Source organism: Geodermatophilus maliterrae (assembly GCF_041018925.1).
GTDB lineage: Bacteria > Actinomycetota > Actinomycetes > Mycobacteriales > Geodermatophilaceae > Geodermatophilus > Geodermatophilus maliterrae.
On sequence record NZ_JBFNXQ010000036.1, the window covers coordinates 24,487 to 46,733 of the forward strand.

The following is a 22,247-nucleotide window of genomic DNA, read 5'->3' on the forward strand; positions in this document are numbered from 1 at the left end:
CTCGGCGGACCCGTGAACGGTCCCGCTGCCCCGCCCGTCCGTGCCCTCGCGAGCCCGGTCACGAGCGCCCCCGCTGGGCGTCGAGATAGGCCTGCAGGATGACCACCGCAGCGGCCTGGTCGATGACGGGGCGCTGGGCACGGCTGTCGAGCCCGTTCGCCCGCAGGGAACTGGCTGCGGTCACGGTGGAGAGCCTCTCGTCGACGAGGTGCACGGGCACGGTGCCGATGCGCCCGGCGAGTGCCCGAGAGTAGGCACGGGCCTCGCGCGCCGAGGCGCCCGACGCACCCGAGAGGTGCCTCGGCTCCCCCACGATCACCTCTGTCACCTCGTGTTCCACCACGAGCGCCGCGATCCGCTCGAGGTCGGCGCCGTCGCGGGCGCGCTCCACGGTCTCCAGCGGGCTGGCCAGCGTGCCGGTCGGGTCCGACAGCGCCACGCCGACCCGCACCGTGCCGACGTCCAGCCCCAGCCGGCGGCCCTGGCGGGTGCGCCGCGGCGGCAGCGGCAGCCCGGCGGGCAGCCCCTGCGACAGGTCGATCTCGGTCGTCTCGTGGCGGACCGGCGGGAAGGCCCCGCGCAGGTCGATCGCCTCGGTGGGGTGGTGCACCGGCTGCTGCGGCGGGGTCCGCCGCGGGCGCGACGGGGGCACCGCGGGGCGGCCCTGCACGCGCCGCTCGCCCATGTCGCCGGTCTCGTCGGGGCGCTGCTCGGGCACTCCGGTCACCTCCCTGCGGCGGTCGCGACCGCCTGTTCACCGGCCTGGAGGGCGGCGGGGATGCCGCCCGGGTCCGTCCCGCCGCCCTGGGCGACGTCGGCCTTGCCACCGCCGCGGCCACCGACCGGGGCGGTCGCGGCGCGCAGCACGTCGTTCGCCGACAGGCCGCGCTCCTGGGCGGCGGGGTTGAGCGCCGCGACGAGAGCCACCTTGCCCCCGGACTCCGAGGCGAGCAAGACAACACCCGGACGGTCGCCCAGCCGTCCCCGCACATCGAGCGCGAGGGTGCGCAGGTCGCCCCCCGCCAGCCCGGACGGCGACGCCGCGACGACGGCGACCCCGCCGACGTCGCGCGCCTGCGCGGCCAGCTGACCGGCCGCGGCCTGGCTCTGCGCGGCGCGCAGCTCGGCGATCTCCCGGTCGACCTCGCGCAGCCGGGACAGGATGCCGCCCACCCGGTCGAGCAGGCCGTCGGTCGGCGACTTGAGCAGCTCGCCGAGCTGGCGGACCAGGTCGCGCTCGCGGGCGAGGTAGCGGAACCCCTCCAGCCCGACGACCGCCTCCACGCGGCGCGAGCCCGAGCCGACCGAGGACTCCCCGGTCAGCGCCAGCGTGCCGATCTGCGCGCTGCCGGCCACGTGCGTGCCACCGCAGAGCTCGCGCGACCAGGGGCCGCCGATCTCGACGACGCGCACCTGCTCGCCGTAGGTCTCGCCGAACAGCGCCAGCGCGCCGATGGCCTGGGCCTCGGGCAGCGTCATGTAGGAGGCGCTCACCCGGTGGTCGGCGCGCACCGCGGCGTTGGCGACGTCCTCGATGTCGGAGCGCTGCTGCGTGCTGAGGGCGCCCTGCCAGGCGAAGTCCAGCCGCAGGTAGCCGGGCCGGTTGTAGGAGCCCGACTGCAGCGCCTGCGGGCCGAGCACCTGGCGCAGCGCGGCGTGCACCACGTGCGTGCCCGAGTGCGCCTGGCAGGCCGACAGCCGCCACTCGCGGTCGACCTCGGCGGTGAGCTCCGCGCCCTGGCCGAGCGCCCCCTCCAGGACCCGCACCTGGTGCACGACCAGGCCCTTGACCGGGCGCTGCACGTCGAGCACCTCGGCGCGGCCGCCGTCCCAGGTCAGCACGCCGGCGTCGGCGACCTGGCCGCCGGACTCGGCGTAGAACGGCGTCCGGTCGAGCACCACGCGCACGATCTCCCCTGCGCCGGCCTCGGCGGGACCGCCGTCGTCCCCGTCGAGCTCGGCCGCAGCCAGATCGGGAACGAGGCCGAGCACGCGGGAGTCGGTGCGCAGGGTGTCGTAGGCCCGCCAGTCGGTGGGCCCGTGCTCGGCCAGCAGCCGGCGGTAGGCCAGGACGTCGACCGAGCCGGTCCGCTTGGCGCGGGCGTCGGCGCGGGCGCGGTCGCGCTGCTGCTGCATGAGCGCGCGGAAGCCGGCCTCGTCGACGGTCACGCCCTGCTCGGCGGCCATCTCGAGGGTGACGTCGATCGGGAAGCCGTAGGTGTCGTGGAGGGAGAAGGCCTGCTCGCCCGACAGCGCCGGGGTGCCGGCGGCCTTGGCCTCGCGGACGGCGGTGTCGAACAGCGCCGTCCCGGAGGACAGCGTGCGGCGGAACGCCTCCTCCTCGGCGTAGGCCACCGAGGAGATGCGGTCGAAGTCGGTGGCCAGCTCCGGGTAGCTGGCGCTCATCGCGTCGCGCGAGACCGGCAGCAGCTCGGGCAGGGTGGCGGTGTCGACGCCGAGCAGCTTCATCGACCGGACGGCGCGGCGCAGCAGCCGGCGCAGGATGTAGCCGCGGCCCTCGTTGCCGGGCGTGACGCCGTCGCCGATGAGCATCAGGCCGCTGCGGACGTGGTCGGCGACCACCCGCAGCCGGACGTCGGCCTCGTGGTCCTTGCCGTAGGTGACGCCGGCGAGCTCGGCACCGCGGCGCAGCACCGGCGCCACCTCGTCGATCTCGTACATGTTGTCGACGCCCTGCAGCAGGTAGGCCACGCGCTCGAGGCCCATGCCGGTGTCGATGTTCTTCTTCGGCAGCTCGCCGACGACCCGGAAGTCCTCCTTGCTCCGGACGTCGGTGAGCTCGTACTGCATGAAGACGAGGTTCCAGATCTCGAGGAACCGGTCGCCGGCGGTGTCGACCAGCGGGCCGCCGTCGGGGCCGAACTCCGGACCCCGGTCGTAGTAGATCTCCGAGCACGGGCCGCCCGGGCCGTCGGCCCCGGTGTGCCAGTAGTTGTCCTTCTTGCCCAGCCGCTGGATGCGTTCGACCGGCAGCCCCGCGATGCGGTGCCAGGCGTCGGCGGCCTCGTCGTCGTCGAGGTAGACGGTCACCCAGATGCGGTCCGGGTCGAAGCCGAGACCGCCCTCGGCCACCGGCCCGGTGACCAGCTCCCACGCGTGCTGGATCGCGCCGTCCTTGAAGTAGTCGCCGAAGGAGAAGTTGCCGTTCATCTGGAAGAACGTGCCGTGGCGGGTGGTCTTGCCCACCTCCTCGATGTCGAGGGTGCGCACGCACTTCTGCACGCTGGTCGCCCGCGGGAACGGGGCGGGCTCGCGGCCGGTCAGGTACGGGATGAACGGCACCATGCCGGCGACGGTGAACAGCAGCGAGGGGTCCGGCGACACCAGCGAGGCGCTGGGGACGACGGTGTGGCCGCGCTGCTCGAAGTGCTGCAGGAAGCGGCGGCGGATCTCGGCGGTCTGCATCTGTGCTCGGGTCTCCTGCGAGAGGTGGCGGCGGTCCGCGGGAAGCGCCGCCGCCGGAGGTCAGCGGTCGGCGGCGTGGGCCCCGCGTCCGGGCAGCTGTCGTCCGGGCAACTGCTGTCCGCGCAGCTGTCGTCCCGGCAGCTGGACCTGGTCGCGCTCGGGCAGCGGCGCGTCGAGGCCGGTGCCGCTGCGCAGCTCCTCCTCGCGCATCGCCGCCGCGGCGCGCACGTCGGCACCGAAGTCGCCGATGGCGTCGGCGAGGTCGCGCAGCCCCTCGGCGATCGAGGCGCCGATGCCGGCGGGCGTCATCCGCTCGGCGGCGCGGGACAGCTTGCGGACGACGAGGGCACCGATGGTGATGCCCATGGCCAGCCAGAACAGCCGGCGCATCAGGCGGCCCGCCGGGCGGCGCGGCGCTCACGACGCGCGGACTTGTCGCGGGCGGCGGCCTCGGCGAGCGCCTGGCCCTCGCGCCGCTTCTTCGTCGCGCTGCGCACGCCGTAGCTGAAGGCGGCGACCTTGATCAGCGGGCTGCCGACGGTGGCGGCGACGACGCTGGTCAGCGCCGCGACGTTGCTCGACACGTTGGCCGCGTTGCCGGTGATGTCGTCGACCCGCTCGAGGTTGCTGTTGACGTGCGCCACCGTCGTCTGCGCCTGGCTGAGGATCGGGCCGCTCTGCTCCCGCGTCTGCCGGATCGTCAGCGTGGCCTCGTCGAGGGTGCGTCCCAGCTTGAGCAACGGGACGGCGAGCAGCACCACCAGCAGCACCAGCGCCAGGGCGGCGATCAGTCCGGCCCACTCTCCTGCGGACACGCGGCGTCTCCTCTTGCTCGTCGGCTTGCTCGTCGCTGGCCGGGGTGGTCGGCCATCCCCGGCGTGGTCACAGTAGTCGCGGGCCGATCGGTCACCGGGAGCGGCGGACGATGGCGCGCAGCTTGGCCAGCCGCGCCGCGATCGTCGCCTCGGCGCCGCGGTTCGTGGGCCGGTAGTAGTCCCGCCCGACCAGGGCGTCCGGCGGGTACTGCTGCGGCACTACGCCGTCGGGGTGGGCGTGCGGGTACACGTAGGTGCCGCCGTGGCCGAGCTTCTCCGCCCCGGCGTAGTGGGCGTCGCGCAGCCCCGGGGGCACCGGCCCGGCCAGCCCGGAGCGCACGTCGGCGACGGACTCGCCCATGGCCGTGGTGACGGCGTTGGACTTGGGCGCGGTGGCCAGGTGGACGACGGCCTGCGCCAGCGGGAAGTGGCCCTCCGGCATGCCGATGAAGGCGACGGCGTCGGCAGCGGCGACCGCGGTGAGCAGCGCCGTGGGGTCGGCCATGCCGATGTCCTCGCTGGCGGCGATGACCAGCCGGCGGGCGATGAACCGCGGGTCCTCCCCCGCCTCGACCATGCGCGCCAGGTAGTGCAGGGCGGCGTCGACGTCACTGCCGCGGATGGACTTGATCAGCGCGCTGGCGACGTCGTAGTGCTGGTCGCCCTGCCGGTCGTAGCGCACCGCGGCCTGGGCGACCGCCGTCTCCAGGGTGGCGAGGTCGATCTCGGTCTGCCCGGCCGCCAGCGCCGCCCCGGCGCCGGACTCCAGCGCGGTGAGCGACTTGCGCCCGTCGCCGCCGGCGATGCGGACCAGGTGCTCCTCGGCCTCCGCGGTGAGGGTCACCGCGCCGTCCAGGCCGCGCTCGCTGGTCAGCGCGCGGCGCAGCAGCGTGCGGACGTCGTCGTCGGACAGCGGCTGCAGGGTCAGCACCAGGCTGCGGGACAGCAGCGGGCTGACCACGGAGAAGAAGGGGTTCTCGGTGGTGGCGGCGATCAGGCTGACGATGCGGTCCTCGACGGCCGACAGCAGCGAGTCCTGCTGGGTCTTGGAGAACCGGTGCACCTCGTCGATGAACAGCACCGTGCGCCGGCCGGCGTAGGTGAGCTCGCGCTTGGCGCTCGCGATGACCGCGCGGACCTCCTTGACGCCGGCGTCGAGGGCCGACAGCTGCACGAACTGCCGCTTGGTGGCCAGCGAGATGACGTGCGCGAGCGTCGTCTTGCCGGTGCCGGGCGGGCCGTGGAGGACCAGCGACATCGGCTCGTCGGCCTCGACCAGCCGGCGCAGCGGAGCACGGGGACCGAGCAGGTGCGACTGGCCGACCACCTCGTCGAGCGAGCGTGGCCGCATGCGCACCGCCAGCGGCGCGCCCGGGTCGACGGTCCCGCCGCCGTCCTCCACCGGCTCGTCGAACAGGCTGCTCACGCTTGTCGACGCTACCCGCGGGGCACGACACCTCCCGTGCAGCAGCGACGCATCGGGGGCGTGACCGTCAGCGCCATCGGCCTGGGCGCGATGCCCCTCTCCAGCAAGACCGACCGCCCCTCCCGCGAGGACGCGATCGCCACCGTGCACGCCGCTCTCGACGCCGGCGTGACGCTGGTCGACACCGCCGACGCCTACGCCCACGACGAGGCGGAGTTCGGGCACAACGAGTCGCTGGTGGCCGAGGCGCTGGCCTCCTACGGCCCGGGCGCGCGCGACGTGCTGGTGGCCACCAAGGGCGGGCACACGCGGCGCGGCAGCGACTGGCTGCTCGACGGCTCGCCGTCCTACCTGCGGCAGGCGTGCGAGGCCTCGCTGCGGCGGCTCGGCGTCGACTCGATCGGGCTCTACCAGCTCCACCGGCCCGACCCCGACACGCCGTGGGAGGACTCGATGGGCGCGCTGCGGCAGCTCGCCGCCGACGGCCTGGTGCAGATGGTCGGCGTCTCCAACGCCGACGTCGCGCAGATCGACGTCGCCCGCTCCGTCGTCGGCCCGGCGCTGGTGAGCGTGCAGAACCAGTTCTCGCCGGGCTGGCGGTTCTCGGCCGACGAGGTGGCGCACTGCGCGGCGCACGGGCTGGCGTTCCTGCCGTGGAGCCCGTTCGGCGGGGTGAGCGCGGCGGGGTCGCTGCGGTCGACCGCGCCGGCCTTCGCGGAGGTGGCCGCCGAGCTCGGCGTGTCGGTGTACCGGGTGACCCTGGCCTGGCACCTGGCGCAGGCCGACGTCGTCGTCCCGATCCCGGGGGCGTCGCGGCCGGCGTCGATCCAGGACTCCGCCGCCGCCGCGGACCTGCAGCTGACCCCCGAGCAGCTCGCCCGCCTGGACGGCTGAGGCGGCGCCTGCCCGGTGATCATGGGCTCGTGGCCGCTCGCCGCGGCGTGTCGGCGGGTGTCGGCGGCAACGTCACGATGATCGACTCCCCGGCCGCCATCCCCGGCTGAGCAGCGCCCGCCGCGTGCGCCCGACCACGGCGGCCGGACCCGTCAGGTGCCGTCCGGCGAACCGCAGCACCAGCCACCCATCCGCGGCCATGAGCGAGTACCGGTCGACGTCGCGGCCGAACTGGAGGACGTCGGCGTGGTGACGACCCTCGTACTCGACGGCCACCCGGAACCGCGCGTAGCCGAGGTCGGCGTGCGCGACGACCCGGCCCCGTGGATCGACGATGGGTACCTGTACCTCGGGCGCGGGCAGGTCGCTCGTCGTGAGCCAGTACCGCAGCAGGCTCTCCGGCCGGGACATCGCATCGGGCGAGAGGAGGGCCGCGCACGTCCGGGCGCTGACCACACCGCGGACCCGGCCGGCGCGGGCGAGGCGCCGCTGCAGGGAGGCCGCGTCCAGGGCGCCCGCGCGGAGGAGAGCGTCCCCCGTCGCCACGAGCTCGGCCGGCGGGAGACGGGCGGCGAGGTCGAGGAAGGTCTGGGCACCGGAGGTGACCCGCAGGCCACCGGCCTCGACCACGTCCTCCGCGCGCAGGTCGCGGACGTGCACCGCGAGCCCGCGTCGCTGCGGGAGCACCGGCCGGGGCCGCAGGACGACCTCGACCTCAGGTGGAGGGTCAGTCCCCGCCCCGAGCAGGGCCGATGCGGTGCCGAGGCCGAAGGCCGCGTCCGGTGGCAGCAGGCGGGTTCAGGCACTGCAGCGGGTGGCCAGCCCGTCGTCCGCGGCCCGGGAGAGGTACAGGCCCCGCGTCAGCCGGTGCCCGTCGGCAGCGACCTGCCGGCGGCGCGCTCCGGCGCCCCGGGCCTGCGTCCACGTGTAGACCAGCGGGAGTTCGGCGTCGTCCACGCAACGACCCTGCGGAGGAACGGAGCACCCGGGGACGGACGACGCGCGACTGTGGACGGCGCCCGCACCTGTGGACCACCCGCCTCAGCCGTTGATCATCGGGTCGTTGCCGCTCACGCCGGCATGTCGGCGCGTGTCAGCGGCGATGTCCCGATGATCAACTCGTCGGCAGCAATGACCTCAGCCGGTCGGGTCGGTGGGACCCGGGGCGCCGGGCTCACCCGGCAGCGGCGGCTCGTCGGCCACCACGTCGATGCCGGCCTCCTTGCGCTGCGCCTCGGTGATCGGCGTCGGCGCTCCGGTCAGCGGGTCGTAGCCGGCGCCGGTCTTGGGGAACGAGATGACCTCGCGGATCGAGTCGACCCCGGCCAGCAGCGCGGTCAGCCGGTCCCAGCCCAGGGCGGCACCGGCGTGCGGCGGCGGGCCGTAGGCGAATGCCTCGAGGAAGAACCCGAACCGCTCCCGGGCCTCCTCGCGCGACATCCCGAGGGTCTCGAACACCCGCTCCTGCAGTGCGGCGTCGTGGATGCGGACCGAGCCGCTCATCAGCTCGTTGCCGTTGCACACCAGGTCGTAGGCGTCCGACAGCGCCGCGCCCTTGTCCTCGGGGAAGCGCTCCCGCCACTCCGGCGTGGGCGAGGTGAACGGGTGGTGCATGAAGGTCCAGTCGCCGTCCTCGGTCTGCTCGAACATCGGGAAGTCGACGACGAACAGGAACGACCACGAGCCCGGCTCGATGAGCTCCAGGCGCCGGGCGATCTCGTTGCGCGCCGCGCCGAGCAGCTCCTGGGAGGTCCGGCGGGTGCCCGCGGCGAAGAAGACGCAGTCCCCCGGCTCCGCGCCCACGGCCTCGACCAGCCCGGACCGCTCGGCCTCGGAGATGTTCTTGGCCACCGGGCCGCCGAGGGTGCCGTCCTCGGCGATCGTCACGTAGGCCAGCCCGCGCGAGCCGCGGGAACGGGCCCAGTCCTGCCAGGCGTCGAACGCCCGCCGCGGCTGCGACCCGCCGCCGGGCATGACCACCGCGCCGACGTAGGGCGCCTGGAACACGCGGAACGGCGTGTCGGCGAAGTAGGAGGTCAGCTCGGTGAGCTCGATGCCGAACCGCAGGTCGGGCTTGTCCGACCCGAACCGGTCCATCGCCTCGCGGTAGGTCATCCGCGGGATCTCGGGCACCTCGTAGGAGGCCAGCTCCCGCCAGAGCGTGCGGACGACGTCCTCGGCGATGGCGAGCACGTCGTCGCGCTCGACGAAGCTCATCTCGAAGTCGAGCTGGGTGAACTCCGGCTGCCGGTCGGCGCGGAAGTCCTCGTCCCGGAAGCAGCGGGCGATCTGGTAGTAGCGCTCCAGGCCGCTGACCATCAGCAGCTGCTTGAACAGCTGCGGCGACTGCGGCAGCGCGTACCACTTCCCCGGCTGCAGCCGCACCGGGACGACGAAGTCGCGGGCCCCCTCGGGCGTCGAGCGGGTCAGCGTCGGCGTCTCCACCTCGACGAAGCCGTGCCGCGCCATGACGCCGCGGGCCACCCGGTTGACCTCGCTGCGCAGCCGCAACACCCGGGCCGGGCCCTGCCGCCGCAGGTCGAGGTAGCGGTACCGGTAGCGGACGTCGTCTGAGGCGGCGGCGTCGGTCTCGATCGGGAACGGCAGCGGCGCGGCGGCCGACAGCACGGTCAGCTGCGCGGCCGCGACCTCGACGTCGCCGGTGGGCAGCTCGGGGTTCTCGTTGCCGGCCGGCCGCTGCCGGACCTCGCCGGTGACCTGCACGCAGAACTCGTTGCGGAGGGCGTGCGCCTCCTCCTCCCGGACGACCACCTGGACGTAACCCGAGGCGTCGCGCAGGTCGACGAAGACGACGCCGCCGTGGTCGCGCCGGCGGGCCACCCAGCCGGCGAGGGAGACGGTGGAACCGGCGTCGGACGCGCGCAGCGTCCCGGCGTCGTGGGTGCGGAGCACGGGGTACCTCTCAGTGGGCGGTGGGGTGGGCCAGGAGGCTCGTCACCAGCGGTCGTGGACGTGCGCGCGGATGCGCTCGTCGTAGAGCCGCTCGAGGTCGGCGAGCTCGGCGTCGGTCAGCGGCGGCAGGTCGGCGGCCGCGGCGTTGCCGCGGGCCTGCTCGACCGAGCGGGCGCCGGGGATGACGCAGGTGACGCCGGGCTGCTGGACGACCCACCTCAGCGCGACGGCGCTGGGCGTGCGGTCGCCGCAGATGTCGACGAACTCCCGTGCCGCGGCCACGCCGACGTCGTAGGGCACGCCGGCGAAGGTCTCGCCGACGTCGAACGCCTCGCCGTTGCGGTTGAAGTTCCGGTGGTCGTCGGCGGCGAACGTCGTCGACTCGGTGTACCGACCCGACAGCAGGCCGCTGGCCAGCGGCACGCGCGCCAGCACCCCGACGCCGGCCGCGGCGGCCTCGGGCAGCAGCTCCTCCAGCGGCTTGCGGCGGAACACGTTGAGGATCACCTGGACGGTCTGCACGCCCGGGTGCTCCAGCGCGGTCAGCCCCTCGGCCACGGTCTCCACCGACACGCCGTAGGCCGCGATCGCCTGCGCCTCGACCAGGGCGTCGAGGGCGTCGTAGACCCGCCGGTCGGAGTAGACGGCGGGGGGCGGGCAGTGCAGCTGCACGAGGTCGAGGGTGTCGACGCCGAGGTTGCGCCGCGACCGGTCGACCCAGGCACGCAGGTTCTCCGGCGTGTACTGCGCCGCCTCGAAGGGGTCGGCGCGCCGGCCGGCCTTGGTCGCCACGAACGGCCGCTCGCCCCGGTCGGCCAGCGCCTTGCGGATCCGCTCCTCCGACCGCCCGTCGCCGTAGACGTCGGCGGTGTCGAGCAGCGTCACCCCGGAGTCGAGCGCGGCGGCGAGCACCTCGCCGGCGGTCTCCTCGTCGACGTCCCCCCAGTCGCCGCCCAGCTGCCACGTGCCCAGGCCGACGACGGAGACCTCCGCGCCGGTCCGCCCCAGGGGCCTGTGCTCCATCAACCCGTCACCGCCGTCCGCAGCGCCTCGAACAACCCGTCCACCGGGACGGCGCGCTGCTCCCCGGTGCGGAGGTCCTTGAGCTGGCCGACGCCCTCGGCCAGGTCACGATCGCCGACGACGACGGCGTGCGTGGCACCCGACCGGTCGGCGGCCTTCATGGCGCCCTTGAGGCCGCGGTCGCCGTAGACGGTGTCGGCCGAGATCCCGGCCGCGCGCAGCCGCCCCACGAGCGTCACCGCCAGCCGCTTCGCCTCGGCGCCCAGCGGGACGACGAACGCCTGCACCCCGGCCGCGGCCGTGACGTCGAGCCCCTCGGCCTGCACCGCCAGCAGCGTCCGGTCGACGCCGACGGCGTACCCGATGCCCGAGACGTCGGGACCGCCGAGCGCGGCCGAGAGCCCGTCGTAGCGGCCACCACCGCCGATGGCCGACTGCGCGCCCAGACCGTGGTGCACGACCTCGAACGTCGTCTTCGTGTAGTAGTCCAGCCCCCGCACCAGCCGGGGCGCCTCGGTCCAGGGGACGCCGAGGTCGGTGAGGTGCTGGCGGACGGCGTCGTAGTGCGCCCTGGTCGAGTCCGAGAGGTGGTCGACCATCAGCGGCGCCTCGTCGAGCTGCGCCTGCACCTCGGGCCGCTTGTCGTCGAGCACCCGCAGCGGGTTGATCTCCGCGCGGCGCCGGGTCTCCTCGTCGAGGTCGAGCTCCTCCAGGTACTCGACCAGCAGCTCGCGGTACTGCGGCCGGCAGGTCGCGTCGCCCAGCGAGGTGAGCAGCAGCTCGACGTCGGTCAGCCCGAGGTCGCGGTAGCCCTGCACGCACAGCGCCACGACCTCGGCGTCCAGCGCCGGGTCGTCGACGCCGAGGGCCTCCATGTCCACCTGGGTGAAGTGCCGGTACCGGCCGGCCTGCGGCCGCTCGTAGCGGAACGCCGAGCCGACCGTCCACAGCTTCACCGGCAGCGCGCCGGTGTGCAGCCGGTGCTCGATGAACGCCCGCATCAGCCCGGCGGTGAGCTCCGGGCGCAGCGTCAGCGAGCGGCCGCCGCGGTCGGCGAAGGTGTACATCTCCTTCGTCACGACGTCGGTGGACTCCCCCACCCCGCGGCTGAAGACGGCGGTCTCCTCGAACACCGGCGTCTCGACGTAGCCGTACCCGGCCCGCCGCAGCGGCGCGGTCAGCGTGTCGCGGACGGCGAGGAAGCGCGCCGACTCCGGGGGCAGGACGTCGAAGGTCCCCTTCGGCGCGGTCAGGCCACTCACAGCCCGCGCCCCTTCGGCGCGGCCGCGCCGGCCTCGGCGAGGTAGGGGTTGGTCGCCCGCTCGCGGCCGATCGTCGTCGCCGGGCCGTGGCCGGGCAGCACGACCGTCTCGTCGTCCAGCGGCAGGACGACGTCGCGCAGCGAGGCCAGCATCGCGTCCCACGAGCCGCCGGGCAGGTCCACGCGTCCCACCGAGCCCGCGAACAGCACGTCACCGGCCAGCAGCCCCGGCGCCTCCCCGAGGTCGAGGGAGAACACGACCGAGCCCTGCGTGTGACCCGGCGCGTGCCGCACGGTCAGCTCCACGCCGGCCAGCGAGAGGACGGCGCCGTCGTCGAGCGGGCGCACCTCCGACGGGTCGGGCAGCCGCACGCCGGTGATCAGCGGGGCCAGCGCCGGGCCGTGCCAGCGCGCGGGGTCGGCGAGCATCCCGAAGTCGTCCGGGTGCAGGTACGCAGGGACGTCGTAGCCGTCGCACACCGGCAGGACGGAGAAGGTGTGGTCGAGGTGGCCGTGCGTCAGCACGACGGCGACGGGCTTGAGGCCGTCGTCGGCCAGCATCCGCGCCAGCGGCTCCACCGCGTCCATGCCGGGGTCGACCACGACGCACTCCGAGCGTGGCCCGGAGGCGACGGCGTAGCAGTTGGTGCCGAAGGCGCCGGCCGGGAACGAGCGGATGAGCACCCGTGCAGGTTACGCGGGTGATCTCGCCCCCCTCCGGTCCGGCGGCCGGGTGCGCTCAGGGAGCGCACCTAGACTCGCGGCCGACCAGCGGGGCACCGCGGCGCGGCCGGGAGCCGCCGCGGCCGGACGCCCCGCCGAGTAGTCGTCCGTCCGAGGAGTGTCCGACCCGTGCCGACCAACAAGCAGCGCCGGGTTGCCGCGCAGCGCCGCCTGCAGAAGCAGCTCGAGCGGCGTGCCGAGCTGGCCCGCAGGCGCCGCCGCAACCTGCTCGTCGTGGTGACCGTCGTCGCCGTCGTGCTCGTGGCCGGGGCGGTGGCCCTGGTCGCCGGCCTCGGGGGCGACGACGACCCCAGCGCCACCGAGGCCGCCACCAGCAGCAGCGCGGCTCCCGAGGCCACCGCGGCCCCGGCGGTGACCAACGCCGACGGCACGGTCACCTGCACCTACGCGCCCGACACCTCGGGGAACACCGACCTCGTCGACGTCGGCACGCCGCCCGACCCCGCCTCGACGCCGGCCACGGGCACCGTCCCGGTGCTGATGAGCACCAGCCAGGGCGACATCCCGCTCACCCTCGACCGCGCGAAGGCGCCGTGCGCCGCGGCCAGCTTCACGTACCTGGCCTCGCAGGAGTTCTTCGACGGGACGATCTGCCACCGCGAGGTCAACGCCGAGACCTTCGGCGTGCTGCAGTGCGGCGACCCGACCGGCACCGGCTCCGGCGGCCCCTCCTACACGTACGCGGAGGAGGTCACGCCCGAGACCACCTACCCCCGCGGCACGATCGCCATGGCGAACAGCGGTGTGCCCGGCTCGACCGCCAGCCAGTTCTTCCTCGTCTTCACCGACTCGCAGCTGCCGCCGGACTACACCGTCGTCGGCACGGTGGACGAGGCCGGGCTGGCGGTGCTCGACACCATCGCCGCGGCGGGCAACGACGGCTCCTTCGAGCCGAGCCCCGGCGGCGGCGCGCCGAACGTGCCGGTGACCATCACCACGATGACCGTCGTCGCGTGACCCGCCGGGCGTCGGCCGCCGCGCTGGCCGGGGTGCTGCTGTCGCTGGCCGCGTGCAGCAGCACCGGGGCCGGCCCGGCGGCCTCCGAGGGGGACGCCGCCGGCGACGGTGCTGCCGGCAGCGGCGGGCCGGCGGAGACGGCGACCTGCGACTGGGTGGCCGCCCGGTCGGGCAACCCCTACGCCGTGGACGTCGCCCCGCCGCCCGAGGAGGTCCCCGCGGAGGGCACCGCGGCGCTGCGGGTGGTCACCACGCTCGGCGAGCTCACGCTGACCCTCGACCGGGCCGGCGCCCCCTGCGCGGCGGCGAGCATGCTGCACCTGGCCGAGGAGGGGTTCTTCGACGACTCCCCCTGCCACCGCGAGGTCGACAGCGAGGGCCTGCAGGTCCTGCAGTGCGGCGACCCGACGGGCACCGGCGCCGGCGGGCCCACCTACGCCTTCCCCACCGACGTCGACGGCTCGGAGACCTACGGGCGCGGCACCGTCGCCATGGCCAACAGCGGGCAGGGCCTCGACGGCAGCCAGTTCTTCCTCGTCTGGGGCGACAGCACGCTGCCGCCGGACTACACCGTCGTCGGCACGGTCGACGACGCCGGCCTGGCCGTCCTGGACGTCGTCGCGGCCAACGGCAACGACGGCTCGCTCGACCCCAGCCCCGGCGGCGGCGCACCGACCGTCCCGGTCACGATCACCGCGATGACGCCGGTCCGATGAGCGCCCCCGACCCCTACGCCGGGTTCCCGGCCGGCTTCTTCACCCGTGACGACGAGCGGCCCGACGCCGACTTCTACGGCCCGCCGCGGCTGGTCACGCACATCGACGACGCCGCGGTCGCCGCCGTCGGCGACCTGTACGCCGAGCTGGGCATCGACGGGTCGGCGCGCGCACCGCGCCGGGTGCTCGACCTGATGTCCTCCTGGGTCTCGCACTTCCGGACGCCGCCGGCCGAGCTCGTGGTCCTCGGCATGAACGCCGACGAGCTGGCCGCCAACCCCGCCGCCACCGAGCGCGTCGTGCACGACCTCAACGCCGACCCGCGGCTGCCGCTGCCCGACGACGACGTCGACGCGGCCGTCTGCTGCGTGTCGATCGACTACCTGACGCGGCCGATCGAGGTGCTCACCGAGGTCGGGCGGGTGCTGCGGCCGGGCGGCACGCTGGCGATCACCTTCTCCAACCGCTGCTTCCCCACCAAGGCCGTCCGCGGCTGGCTGCTCACCGACGACGCCCAGCACGGCACCATCGTCGCGGAGCTGGTCCGCCGCACCGGCCGGTTCAGCGAGCCGGTGGTCGAGCTGCGCACCGAGCCCGGCGTCGGCGACCCGCTCTACGCCGTGGTGGCCACCGCCCGCTGAGCCGGCTCAGGTCACGTCCGCGACGGTGACGTCGACGGCGGCCACCGGCAGGCCGAACGCCTCCTCCCCCGCCGCGGCCACGCGGGCCCGCACCCGCTCGGCCAGCTCCGGCAGCGGCAGCCCGGCGCGGGCGGTCACGGTGAGGGTCACCCGCAGCACCCGCTGCTCCGCCGTCCCGTCGACGGCGACCCGGCAGGCGCCGGCACGGACGTCGCCGAGCCCGTCGACGGCGGCCCGCAGCACCCGGACCGCGGCCGCCTCGGCCACCTCGACCCGGGCTCCCGGGACGTCGGAGAGCACCAGCGCGAGCCCCGGGCGCCGCGGCTCGGCACGGACGGCGTCCATCACCCGGCGCAGCAGGGCGGGCGGCGGCGGCAGGGTGGCGTCCTCGCGGCGGGCGGCCTCGGTGGCGGTGGCGAGCAGGTCGGGGACGGGCGGGACCGGCGGCTCGGCGCCGGGGGCCGCGCCGTCGGGGACCGCAGCGCCGGGGGCCGCGCCGTCCGGGGTCAGCGCCACGGGGCCATCGCCTCCGCCAGATCAGCACGGGCCCGCGCCAGTCGTCCGCGCACGGCCGCGGAGGTGGTGCCCAGCGTCCCGGCGATCTCGTCGTAGGACCGCTCGTGCAGCTCCCGCAGCACCCAGACGGCGCGCTGCTCGGGCGTCAGCCGCCGCAGCGCGGCAGCGAGCGCGTGCACGCCCGCGGCGGCCTCGACCACCCGCTCGGGCTGCTCGCCGGGGCGCGGGTCGGGCAGCCGTTCCAGCTCCGCGTCGGGCACCGTGCGGCGGTCCCGGAGGCGGTTGAGGCAGCGGTTGGTCGTGGCGCGGTACAGCCAGCCCCCGACGGCGGCGTCGTCGCGCAGAGCCGGCAGCCGCCGCCACGCGGTCACGAACACGTCCTGCACCACGTCCTCGGCCTCCTGCCGGTCGTCGAGCAGCCGCACCGCGAGCCGGTAGAGCGGGGCCTGGTAACGCCGCACCAGGACCTCGAACGCCCGCTCGTCGCCGGCGCGTGCCCGGGCCGCGAGAGCGGCGTCGGGGACCTCGTCGTCCGAGCGGTCCCCCGCTCCCGCCGCGGTCAGCCCTCCACCTCGTGCACCGGGCCACTGTCCCAGCGCCCCGGCCGGTGGGCACCCCGGCGCCGGGATCGGACACCCCGGGCACGGTCCGTCACTCGCGGTACCGGCGCGAGCGGGTGAGGTGGGTCACGGTCCCGATCCGGGGAGATCCCATGACGAACCGGGAACGGACGTGTCCTACCCAGTGACACGTCATCCGATCCCGCACAGCGGGACCCGAGGAGGAAACCCATGAGCTCCCCGACCGCCACGTCCACCAGCACCAGCACCGCCGTGGCCACCAAGCAGAACGCCGGGACCACCAGCGGCACCCAGCTCACCACCACGCAGGGCAGGACCACGATCGCCGACACGGTGGTGTCGAAGATCGCCGGCATGGCCACCCGTGAGGTCAACGGCGTGTACCGGCTCGGTGGCGGCGTCGCCCGCGCCTTCGGTGCCATCCGTGAGCGCATCCCCGGCTCCGGTGGCCCCAACGTCTCCCAGGGCGTCTCGGTCGAGGTCGGCGAGACCCAGGCCGCCGTCGACATCGACATCGTCGCCGAGTACGGCGTCCCGATCGCCGACCTGGCGTCGGGCATCCGCCGCAACGTCATCAGCAGCCTGGAGCGGATGACCGGTCTCGAGGTCGTCGAGGTGAACATCAGCGTCAACGACGTGCACCTGCCCACCGACGACGACACCGAGCAGCAGCCGCAGCCCAGCCGCGTCGCGTGACGTCCCCGGCCGCTCCCGCCCTCGTCGACGGCGTCGACGTCGACCGGGTGGCCGCCGCGGTGACCGCCTGTCCCGCCGTGGCCCGGCTGACCGCCGGCCGCGACGGGGCGGGCAGCTACCTGCCGGGCCGGCGGGTGGCCGGCGTCGCCGTCCGGCCCGCCCCGGGCGGCCCGGCGCGGGTGGCGGTGCACGTCGTCGCCCACGCCGGCGTGCCGGTGCACGAGGTCGCCGACCAGGTCCGGACGGCGGTCGCGCCGCTGGCACCCGGCTCGCCGGTCGACGTCGCGGTCGAGGACGTGCTCGACCCCCTCGCGGACGGCACCCCGTGACGACGCCGTCCGGCGGGACCGGCCCCGACGACGCGGCGGCGCGCGAGCGCCGCCGGGCGACCCGGGCCTGGATCCGCACGCACCACCCCGACGTCGGCGGCGACCCGGCGGTGTTCGCCGCCGGGCTCGCCGCCCTCCGGGCCGGGCGCCCTCCGGACGCCGGCCCGCCGGGCGCCACCGTCCCCCGGCCGCGGGTCACGGTCGTCCGCAGCCGCGGGCCGCGCGCCTGGCTGCGCCGCCTGCTCGGGCCCCGCCGCCCCGCCCGCACCCTCCACTGAACCGTCCTCCTCAGGAGCTCCCCATGCGCCCCAGCCTCACCGGCCTGCTGGTCGGTCTCGTCCTCGGTCTCGCCGGCGCCTTCGGCGGCTTCGACGCCTTCCTGCTGGTCGCCGTCCTCGGCGCCGTCGGGTTCCTCGTCGGCCAGGTCGTCGAGGGCCGGATCGACCTGTCCTCGTACCTGACCGGCAGCGGTGGCCGGCGGTGACCGCACCCGCCTCCGCCGCGCCTCCCTCCGCCGCGCCCGTCCTCTCCGCGCGCACCCCCTCCGTGGCCACCCCCTCCGCGGCCGCCGACCCCGGCACCCGCGGCCGCCTGCACGTCGCCGACCGGGTGGTCGAGCGGATCGCCGCGCAGGCCGCCGCGGAGGTCGACCGCGCCACCGGCGCGCCCCGCCGCGTGCTGGGCCTCTCCCTCGGCTCGGCCGACGAGCGGCCGACGGTCGACGCCCACGTCGACTGGCCGGTCGCCACGGTCTCCGTCGTCATGTCCGTCGCCTGGCCGGCGCCGGTGCTGGAGGTGACCGAGCAGGTGCGCCGGCACGTCGAGGAGCAGCTGGCCACGCTGGCCGGCGTCCAGACGGCCGGCGTCGACATCCGCGTCACGGCGCTGCCCGGTCCCCGCTCCGGCGATCGGCGGGTGGACTGACGTGCGCACGTTCGACCGCGTCCTCGCCGTCCTGCTGGCCGTCGCCGGGTCGCTATTCGGCGTGCTCGTCGTCGTCGAGGTGGTGGTCGCCGCCCTCGAGCGGCCGGCCGTCGTCCTCCCCCACGGCCCGGTGGCCGGGTGGCTGCGCGAGAACCCGTGGTCGGCCGGGATCGTCATCGCGATCGCCGTCGGACTGCTGGTGCTCGGCCTGGCCCTGCTGCTCGCCGAGCTCAAGCGCCGCCGCCGCACCGAGCTGGTCCTCGTCAGCTCCGACCCCGCGGTGACCACGACGCTGTCCACCCGGAGCCTGGCCCGCGTGCTCGAGAGGGCGGCCACGGCCACCCCCGGGGTCGAGCGCGCCGAGGCGAGGGCCCGCGCCCGCCGCGCCCGGCTGTCGGTGCACGTGCCCGTCCGCGACCCCGCCGAGGTGGCCCGCATCGGCCGCGAGGCGCAGGACAACGCCACCGCCGCGCTCGAGTCGCTGCACCTGCGCGCCGCGCCGAGGCTGCGCGTCCGCACCCGACAGGAGGCCCGATGACCACCACCGAGGACCGCCCGGCCCCGTCGTCCCCGGCGCCCGCCGGCCCGGCCGCGCTGCTGCCCCGGACCCGCGCCCGCGGCGTCGTCCGCGCCAACCGCGTCGTCCTGGCGCTGGTCGGGCTGCTGATGACCGCTGCGGGGGCCGCCGCGCTCGCCGCGGCCTTCGGGCTGTTCGGCTCCCGCTTCTCCGACCGGCCGGTGATCGACGAGCCGGTGACCCGCTTCGTCGACGCCAGCCCCTGGTTCTGGGCCGCGGTCGCCGTGGCCGGCGGCCTGCTCGCCCTGCTGTGCCTGTGGTGGCTGCTGGCCCAGGGGCGGTCGGACCGGGTGGCCGAGCTGCCGCTGGCCCGCGACGCGCGGCGCGGGCACACCGACCTCGACGCCGCCGCGCTGACCGGTGCGGTGGAGGACGAGGTGGAGGGCTACCGCGGCGTCACCCGTGCCCGTGCCGGACTGTCGGGTGCCTCGACCGCACCGCTGCTCAGCCTCACCGTCACCCTCGACGGCCGGGTCGGCGCCGGCGAGCTGCACACCCGCATCGTCGACAGCGCCCTCGCGCACGCGCGGCAGGCAGTGGGCCGTCCCGACCTGCCGGCCCGCATCGAGCTGGTGCTCCCCCGCGGCGGCCGCCGCGACGTCCGCTAGGCGGTGACGCGCTCGACGTCGAAGACGCCCTCGACGTTGCGCACCGTCTGCAGCACCGCGCCGAGGTGGGCCGGGTCGGCCAGCTCGAAGGTGAACCGGCTGACCGCCACCCGGTCGCGGCTGGTCTGCACCGACGCCGAGAGGATGTTGACCCGCTCGTCGGCCAGCGCCTTGGTGACGTCGGAGAGCAGCCGGTGCCGGTCGAGCGCCTCGACCTGGATCGACACGAGGAACACCGAGCCGGGCTGGCTGGCCCACTCGACCTCCACCAGCCGCTCGGGCTTGCGCTGCAGGTCACCGGCGTTGGTGCAGTCGGTGCGGTGCACGCTCACGCCGCCGCCGCGGGTGACGAAGCCCAGGACGTCGTCGCCGGGCACCGGGGTGCAGCACTTGGCGAGCTTGGCCCAGACGTCGCTCATCCCGTGGACGACGATGCCCGGGTCGCCGCTGGCCGGGCGCCGGTGCGCCGGCGCCCGGGTGGGGATCGCCGTCTCGGCGATGTCCTCCGCCGCGCCCTCGGCACCGCCCAGCGCGGTGATCAGCTTCTCGACCACCGACGCCGCGGAGATCTGGTTCTCCCCCACCGCGGCGTACAGCGCGGTGACGTCGGCGTACCGGAGGTCCTTGGCCAGCGTGACCAGGGCGTCGCCGCCGAGCAGCCGCTGCAGCGGCAGGCCGGACTTGCGCATGGCCCGGGTCAGGGCCTCCTTGCCGGCCTCCACCGCGTCGTCGCGGCGCTCCTTGGTGAACCACTGCCGGATCTTCGTGCGCGCCCGCGACGAGCCGACGAAGCCCAGCCAGTCCTTCGACGGGCCGGCCGTCGGCGACCGCGAGGTGAAGATCTCGACGACGTCGCCGTTGGACAGCCGGCTGTCGAGGCTGACCAGGGTGCCGTTGACCCGGGCGCCGATGCAGCGGTGCCCCACCTCGGTGTGCACCGCGTAGGCGAAGTCGACCGGCGTCGACTCGCCGGGCAGGCTGATCACGTCGCCCTTGGGCGTGAAGACGAAGACCTCCTGCGGACCGAGGTCGTAGCGCAGGGTCTCGAGGAACTCGCCGGGCTCCTGGGCCTCGCGCTGCCAGTCCAGCAGCTGGCGCAGCCAGAGCATGTCGTCGGGCGAGCCGACCTTCGCCGCACCCAGTTCGCCGGGCCCGGGGCGCCCGCCGGCGCGCGCCTTCTCCTTGTACTTCCAGTGCGCGGCGATGCCGTACTCGGCGGTGCGGTGCATGTCGTGCGTGCGGATCTGCAGCTCGACGGGCTTGCCCTGCGGGCCGATCACCGTCGTGTGCAACGACTGGTACATGTTGAACTTCGGCATCGCGACGAAGTCCTTGAACCGTCCCGGCACCGGCTGCCAGTGCGCGTGCATGATGCCCAGCGCCGCGTAGCAGTCGCGGACGGTGTCGACCAGGATGCGGATGCCGACGAGGTCCCAGATGTCGGTGAAGTCCCGGCCGCGGACGATCATCTTCTGGTAGATCGAGTAGTAGTGCTTGGGCCGGCCGGTGACGACCGCCTCGATGCCGGCGGCCTTGAGCTGCTCGGTGACCGAGGCGGTGACCTCGGCCAGGTAGGTGTCCCGCGAGGGGGCGCGCTCGGCGACCAGGCGGACGATCTCGTCGTACCGCTTGGGGTAGAGCGTGGCGAAGGCGAGGTCCTCGAGCTCCCACTTGATCGTGTTCATGCCCAGGCGGTGGGCCAGCGGGGCGAGGATCTCCAGCGTCTCGCGCGCCTTCTTCTCCTGCTTGTCCGGCGGGAGGAAGCGCAGCGTGCGCATGTTGTGCAGCCGGTCGGCGAGCTTGATGACCAGCACCCGCGGGTCGCGGGCCATCGCGACGATCATCTTGCGGATCGTCTCGGCCTGGGCGGCGTCGCCCAGCTTCACCCTGTCGATCTTGGTGACGCCGTCGACGAGGTGCGCGACCTCGGGGCCGAAGTCGGCGCTGATGGCCTCCAGCGTCTTGCCGGTGTCCTCGACCGTGTCGTGCAGCAGGGCGGCGACCAGCGTGGTGGTGTCCATCCCCAACCCGGCCAGGACGGTGGCCACGGCCAGCGGGTGGGTGATGTAGGGGTCGCCGCTCTTGCGCTTCTGCGTGGCGTGCGCGGCCTCGGCGACGTCGTAGGCGCGCTGCAGCAGCACCAGGTCGGCCTTGGGGTGGCTCTGCCGGTGCAGGGCGGCCAGCGGCTCGAGCACCGGGCGGACGACCCCGCTGCGCTGCCCGGCGACGATCCGCCGGGCCAGCCGGTCACGGACCCGGCGGGGGCGCGGGGCCCCGCTCTCGTCCGGGGGCTCGCTGCCGACGTCCTCGGGACGGCGGACCACGGGCCGGCTCGGGAGCGGCGCGCGCTGGTCCGGCTGCTCGCCGGGCGGCTCCTCCGGCCGCGCGGCAGCCACGTCGGTGGCGGGCGCGTCGGGGGCCACGGCGACTCCTGCGCTGGTGAGGAGGAACTACTCCCATCATGCTAGCCGCGACCGGGCCCGTGCAGGCCGGACCGGGCAGGAGACCTCCCCCTCAGGTGGTCCAGAGGGCGTGCACGGCGTGCGGTGCGATCTGCTGGCGCCCGCCGAGCTCGGCCAGCTCGATGACCACCGACACCGCCGTCACCACCGCACCCAGCTCCTCGATCAGGGCGATGGCGGCACCGAGCGTGCCCCCGGTGGCGAGGACGTCGTCGACGAGCAGCACCCGCTGACCGCGCCACAGGGAGTCGGTGTGCATCTCGACGGTGGCCGTGCCGTACTCCAGCGCGTAGTCGGCGCTCACCCGCTCGCGCGGGAGCTTGCCGGCCTTGCGCACCGGGACGACCCCGACGCCGGCGTGCAGGGCGACCGCCGCGGCCAGCAGGAAGCCGCGGGCCTCGACCCCGACGACGACGTCGAACCCGGGGTCGCGCGGGCCGCCCTCGTCGGTGTGCGCGACCGCGGCCGCCCGGGGGTCGGCCGTCTGCGGTCCGGCCAGGCCCTCCACCATGCGGCGGAACGCCGGGCCGTCGGCGAAGACCGGCGTCAGGTCCCGGAAGACCACCCCGGGGACCGGGAAGTCCGGGATGTCGACGGCGAGGCTGGCGATCAGCCCGTCGAGCGGCTGCAGCGCCTCGGCAGCGCTCACCGGCGCTTCTTGCTGCTGGTGCTCCCGGAGCGGCCGCCGCACTCGGCGAGGTAGATCGGCCGGCGGTCCTTGTCGTCGCCGACGCTGGT

26 protein-coding genes are annotated in these 22,247 nt (G+C 75.3%); 11 read left to right on the forward strand and 15 right to left on the reverse strand.

From position 1 onward, the window contains the following. Positions 1–58: 58 nt before the first annotated feature. The 5 genes from ruvX to ABQ292_RS12905 all read right to left on the reverse strand — a co-directional run bounded on the left by ruvX (position 59) and on the right by ABQ292_RS12905 (position 5,667). Complete coding sequence (gene ruvX / locus ABQ292_RS12885; RefSeq protein WP_369206915.1) at positions 59–718, reverse strand: Holliday junction resolvase RuvX; 660 nt, start codon at positions 716–718, stop codon at positions 59–61. Positions 719–723: 5 nt separating this feature from the next. Beyond that, entirely contained in the window at positions 724–3,426 is a 2,703-nt protein-coding gene (gene alaS / locus ABQ292_RS12890) for an alanine--tRNA ligase (RefSeq protein ID WP_369206917.1), read from the reverse strand. Positions 3,427–3,486: 60 nt separating this feature from the next. After that, a complete protein-coding gene (locus ABQ292_RS12895) occupies positions 3,487–3,816 on the reverse strand; it encodes a hypothetical protein (RefSeq protein WP_369206919.1) in 330 nt (109 codons plus the stop codon). Next, positions 3,816–4,241, reverse strand: coding sequence for a DUF948 domain-containing protein (locus tag ABQ292_RS12900; protein ID WP_369206921.1), 426 nt, complete (start codon positions 4,239–4,241; stop codon positions 3,816–3,818). The genes ABQ292_RS12895 and ABQ292_RS12900 overlap by 1 nt, the downstream gene beginning before the upstream one ends. A 91-nt stretch (positions 4,242–4,332) precedes the next feature. Then, on the reverse strand, positions 4,333–5,667 hold the full coding sequence (locus ABQ292_RS12905; protein WP_369206923.1) for a replication-associated recombination protein A: 1,335 nt from the start codon (positions 5,665–5,667) through the stop codon (positions 4,333–4,335). 36 nt (positions 5,668–5,703) lie between these two features. On the opposite strand from ABQ292_RS12905, the gene ABQ292_RS12910 reads away from it, so the two are divergent. Continuing rightward, entirely contained in the window at positions 5,704–6,561 is an 858-nt protein-coding gene (locus ABQ292_RS12910; protein ID WP_369206925.1) for an aldo/keto reductase, read from the forward strand. 72 nt (positions 6,562–6,633) lie between these two features. Here the strand turns inward: ABQ292_RS12910 and ABQ292_RS12915 are convergent, their stop codons facing one another. The 6 genes from ABQ292_RS12915 to ABQ292_RS12940 form a co-directional block, all read right to left on the reverse strand. Further along, entirely contained in the window at positions 6,634–7,353 is a 720-nt protein-coding gene (locus ABQ292_RS12915; RefSeq protein ID WP_499803322.1) for a type IV toxin-antitoxin system AbiEi family antitoxin, read from the reverse strand. Between the two features lie 6 nt (positions 7,354–7,359). Then, positions 7,360–7,518 (reverse strand): hypothetical protein, encoded by a 159-nt coding sequence (locus ABQ292_RS12920; protein WP_369206929.1) that lies wholly within the window; start codon positions 7,516–7,518, stop codon positions 7,360–7,362. 180 nt (positions 7,519–7,698) lie between these two features. Beyond that, a complete protein-coding gene (aspS, locus tag ABQ292_RS12925) occupies positions 7,699–9,474 on the reverse strand; it encodes an aspartate--tRNA ligase (RefSeq protein ID WP_369206931.1) in 1,776 nt (591 codons plus the stop codon). A gap of 42 nt (positions 9,475–9,516) precedes the next feature. Beyond that, positions 9,517–10,497, reverse strand: a complete 981-nt coding sequence (locus tag ABQ292_RS12930; protein ID WP_369206933.1) for an aldo/keto reductase — start codon at positions 10,495–10,497, stop codon at positions 9,517–9,519. Next, positions 10,497–11,759 carry a histidine--tRNA ligase gene (gene hisS, locus ABQ292_RS12935; protein ID WP_369206935.1) on the reverse strand — a complete coding sequence of 421 codons (1,263 nt, stop codon included), beginning with the start codon at positions 11,757–11,759 and terminating at the stop codon, positions 10,497–10,499. Before hisS ends, ABQ292_RS12930 begins: the two co-directional genes overlap by 1 nt. Next, positions 11,756–12,442 carry an MBL fold metallo-hydrolase gene (locus ABQ292_RS12940; protein WP_369206937.1) on the reverse strand — a complete coding sequence of 229 codons (687 nt, stop codon included), beginning with the start codon at positions 12,440–12,442 and terminating at the stop codon, positions 11,756–11,758. The genes hisS and ABQ292_RS12940 overlap by 4 nt, the downstream gene beginning before the upstream one ends. A gap of 168 nt (positions 12,443–12,610) precedes the next feature. On the opposite strand from ABQ292_RS12940, the gene ABQ292_RS12945 reads away from it, so the two are divergent. Genes ABQ292_RS12945 through ABQ292_RS12955 form a run of 3 tightly spaced genes read left to right on the forward strand, consistent with a single transcriptional unit; the run spans position 12,611 to position 14,816 of the window. Then, positions 12,611–13,459, forward strand: a complete 849-nt coding sequence (locus ABQ292_RS12945; RefSeq protein ID WP_369206940.1) for a peptidylprolyl isomerase — start codon at positions 12,611–12,613, stop codon at positions 13,457–13,459. Further along, on the forward strand, positions 13,456–14,175 hold the full coding sequence (locus ABQ292_RS12950; RefSeq protein WP_369206942.1) for a peptidylprolyl isomerase: 720 nt from the start codon (positions 13,456–13,458) through the stop codon (positions 14,173–14,175). The genes ABQ292_RS12945 and ABQ292_RS12950 overlap by 4 nt, the downstream gene beginning before the upstream one ends. Then, positions 14,172–14,816 (forward strand): class I SAM-dependent methyltransferase, encoded by a 645-nt coding sequence (locus ABQ292_RS12955; RefSeq protein WP_369206944.1) that lies wholly within the window; start codon positions 14,172–14,174, stop codon positions 14,814–14,816. The genes ABQ292_RS12950 and ABQ292_RS12955 overlap by 4 nt, the downstream gene beginning before the upstream one ends. Positions 14,817–14,822: 6 nt before the next feature. Here ABQ292_RS12955 and ABQ292_RS12960 read toward each other — a convergent pair whose 3' ends face one another. Together ABQ292_RS12960 and ABQ292_RS12965 are read right to left on the reverse strand one after the other, a co-directional pair. Next, entirely contained in the window at positions 14,823–15,332 is a 510-nt protein-coding gene (locus ABQ292_RS12960; RefSeq protein WP_369206946.1) for an Asp23/Gls24 family envelope stress response protein, read from the reverse strand. Beyond that, positions 15,323–15,961, reverse strand: a complete 639-nt coding sequence (locus ABQ292_RS12965) for an RNA polymerase sigma factor (RefSeq protein ID WP_369206966.1) — start codon at positions 15,959–15,961, stop codon at positions 15,323–15,325. Before ABQ292_RS12965 ends, ABQ292_RS12960 begins: the two co-directional genes overlap by 10 nt. Before the next feature lie 162 nt (positions 15,962–16,123). Here ABQ292_RS12965 and ABQ292_RS12970 point away from each other — a divergent pair, with 162 nt between their 5' ends. From ABQ292_RS12970 to ABQ292_RS13000, 7 genes are read left to right on the forward strand one after another with little or no spacing between them, the layout of a single operon-like run. Beyond that, positions 16,124–16,609 (forward strand): Asp23/Gls24 family envelope stress response protein, encoded by a 486-nt coding sequence (locus ABQ292_RS12970; protein ID WP_369206949.1) that lies wholly within the window; start codon positions 16,124–16,126, stop codon positions 16,607–16,609. After that, entirely contained in the window at positions 16,606–16,938 is a 333-nt protein-coding gene (locus ABQ292_RS12975) for a hypothetical protein (RefSeq protein ID WP_369206951.1), read from the forward strand. Before ABQ292_RS12970 ends, ABQ292_RS12975 begins: the two co-directional genes overlap by 4 nt. Continuing rightward, a complete protein-coding gene (locus ABQ292_RS12980) occupies positions 16,935–17,216 on the forward strand; it encodes a hypothetical protein (protein WP_369206953.1) in 282 nt (93 codons plus the stop codon). Before ABQ292_RS12975 ends, ABQ292_RS12980 begins: the two co-directional genes overlap by 4 nt. Positions 17,217–17,239: 23 nt before the next feature. Then, a complete protein-coding gene (locus ABQ292_RS12985) occupies positions 17,240–17,422 on the forward strand; it encodes a hypothetical protein (protein WP_369206955.1) in 183 nt (60 codons plus the stop codon). Next, a complete protein-coding gene (locus ABQ292_RS12990; protein ID WP_369206957.1) occupies positions 17,419–17,862 on the forward strand; it encodes an Asp23/Gls24 family envelope stress response protein in 444 nt (147 codons plus the stop codon). Before ABQ292_RS12985 ends, ABQ292_RS12990 begins: the two co-directional genes overlap by 4 nt. Position 17,863: 1 nt before the next feature. After that, complete coding sequence (locus tag ABQ292_RS12995) at positions 17,864–18,400, forward strand: DUF6286 domain-containing protein (RefSeq protein WP_369206959.1); 537 nt, start codon at positions 17,864–17,866, stop codon at positions 18,398–18,400. After that, positions 18,397–19,047 carry an alkaline shock response membrane anchor protein AmaP gene (locus ABQ292_RS13000; protein ID WP_369206961.1) on the forward strand — a complete coding sequence of 217 codons (651 nt, stop codon included), beginning with the start codon at positions 18,397–18,399 and terminating at the stop codon, positions 19,045–19,047. The genes ABQ292_RS12995 and ABQ292_RS13000 overlap by 4 nt, the downstream gene beginning before the upstream one ends. Here the strand turns inward: ABQ292_RS13000 and ABQ292_RS13005 are convergent. Both ABQ292_RS13005 and ABQ292_RS13010 read right to left on the reverse strand, forming a co-directional pair. Further along, entirely contained in the window at positions 19,044–21,470 is a 2,427-nt protein-coding gene (locus ABQ292_RS13005; protein WP_369206963.1) for a RelA/SpoT family protein, read from the reverse strand. The genes ABQ292_RS13000 and ABQ292_RS13005 overlap by 4 nt on opposite strands. Before the next feature lie 91 nt (positions 21,471–21,561). Further along, the gene (locus ABQ292_RS13010; protein WP_369206964.1) at positions 21,562–22,158 is read right to left on the reverse strand and encodes an adenine phosphoribosyltransferase; all 597 of its coding nucleotides are present in this window, start codon (positions 22,156–22,158) and stop codon (positions 21,562–21,564) included. Positions 22,159–22,247: the final 89 nt, after the last annotated feature.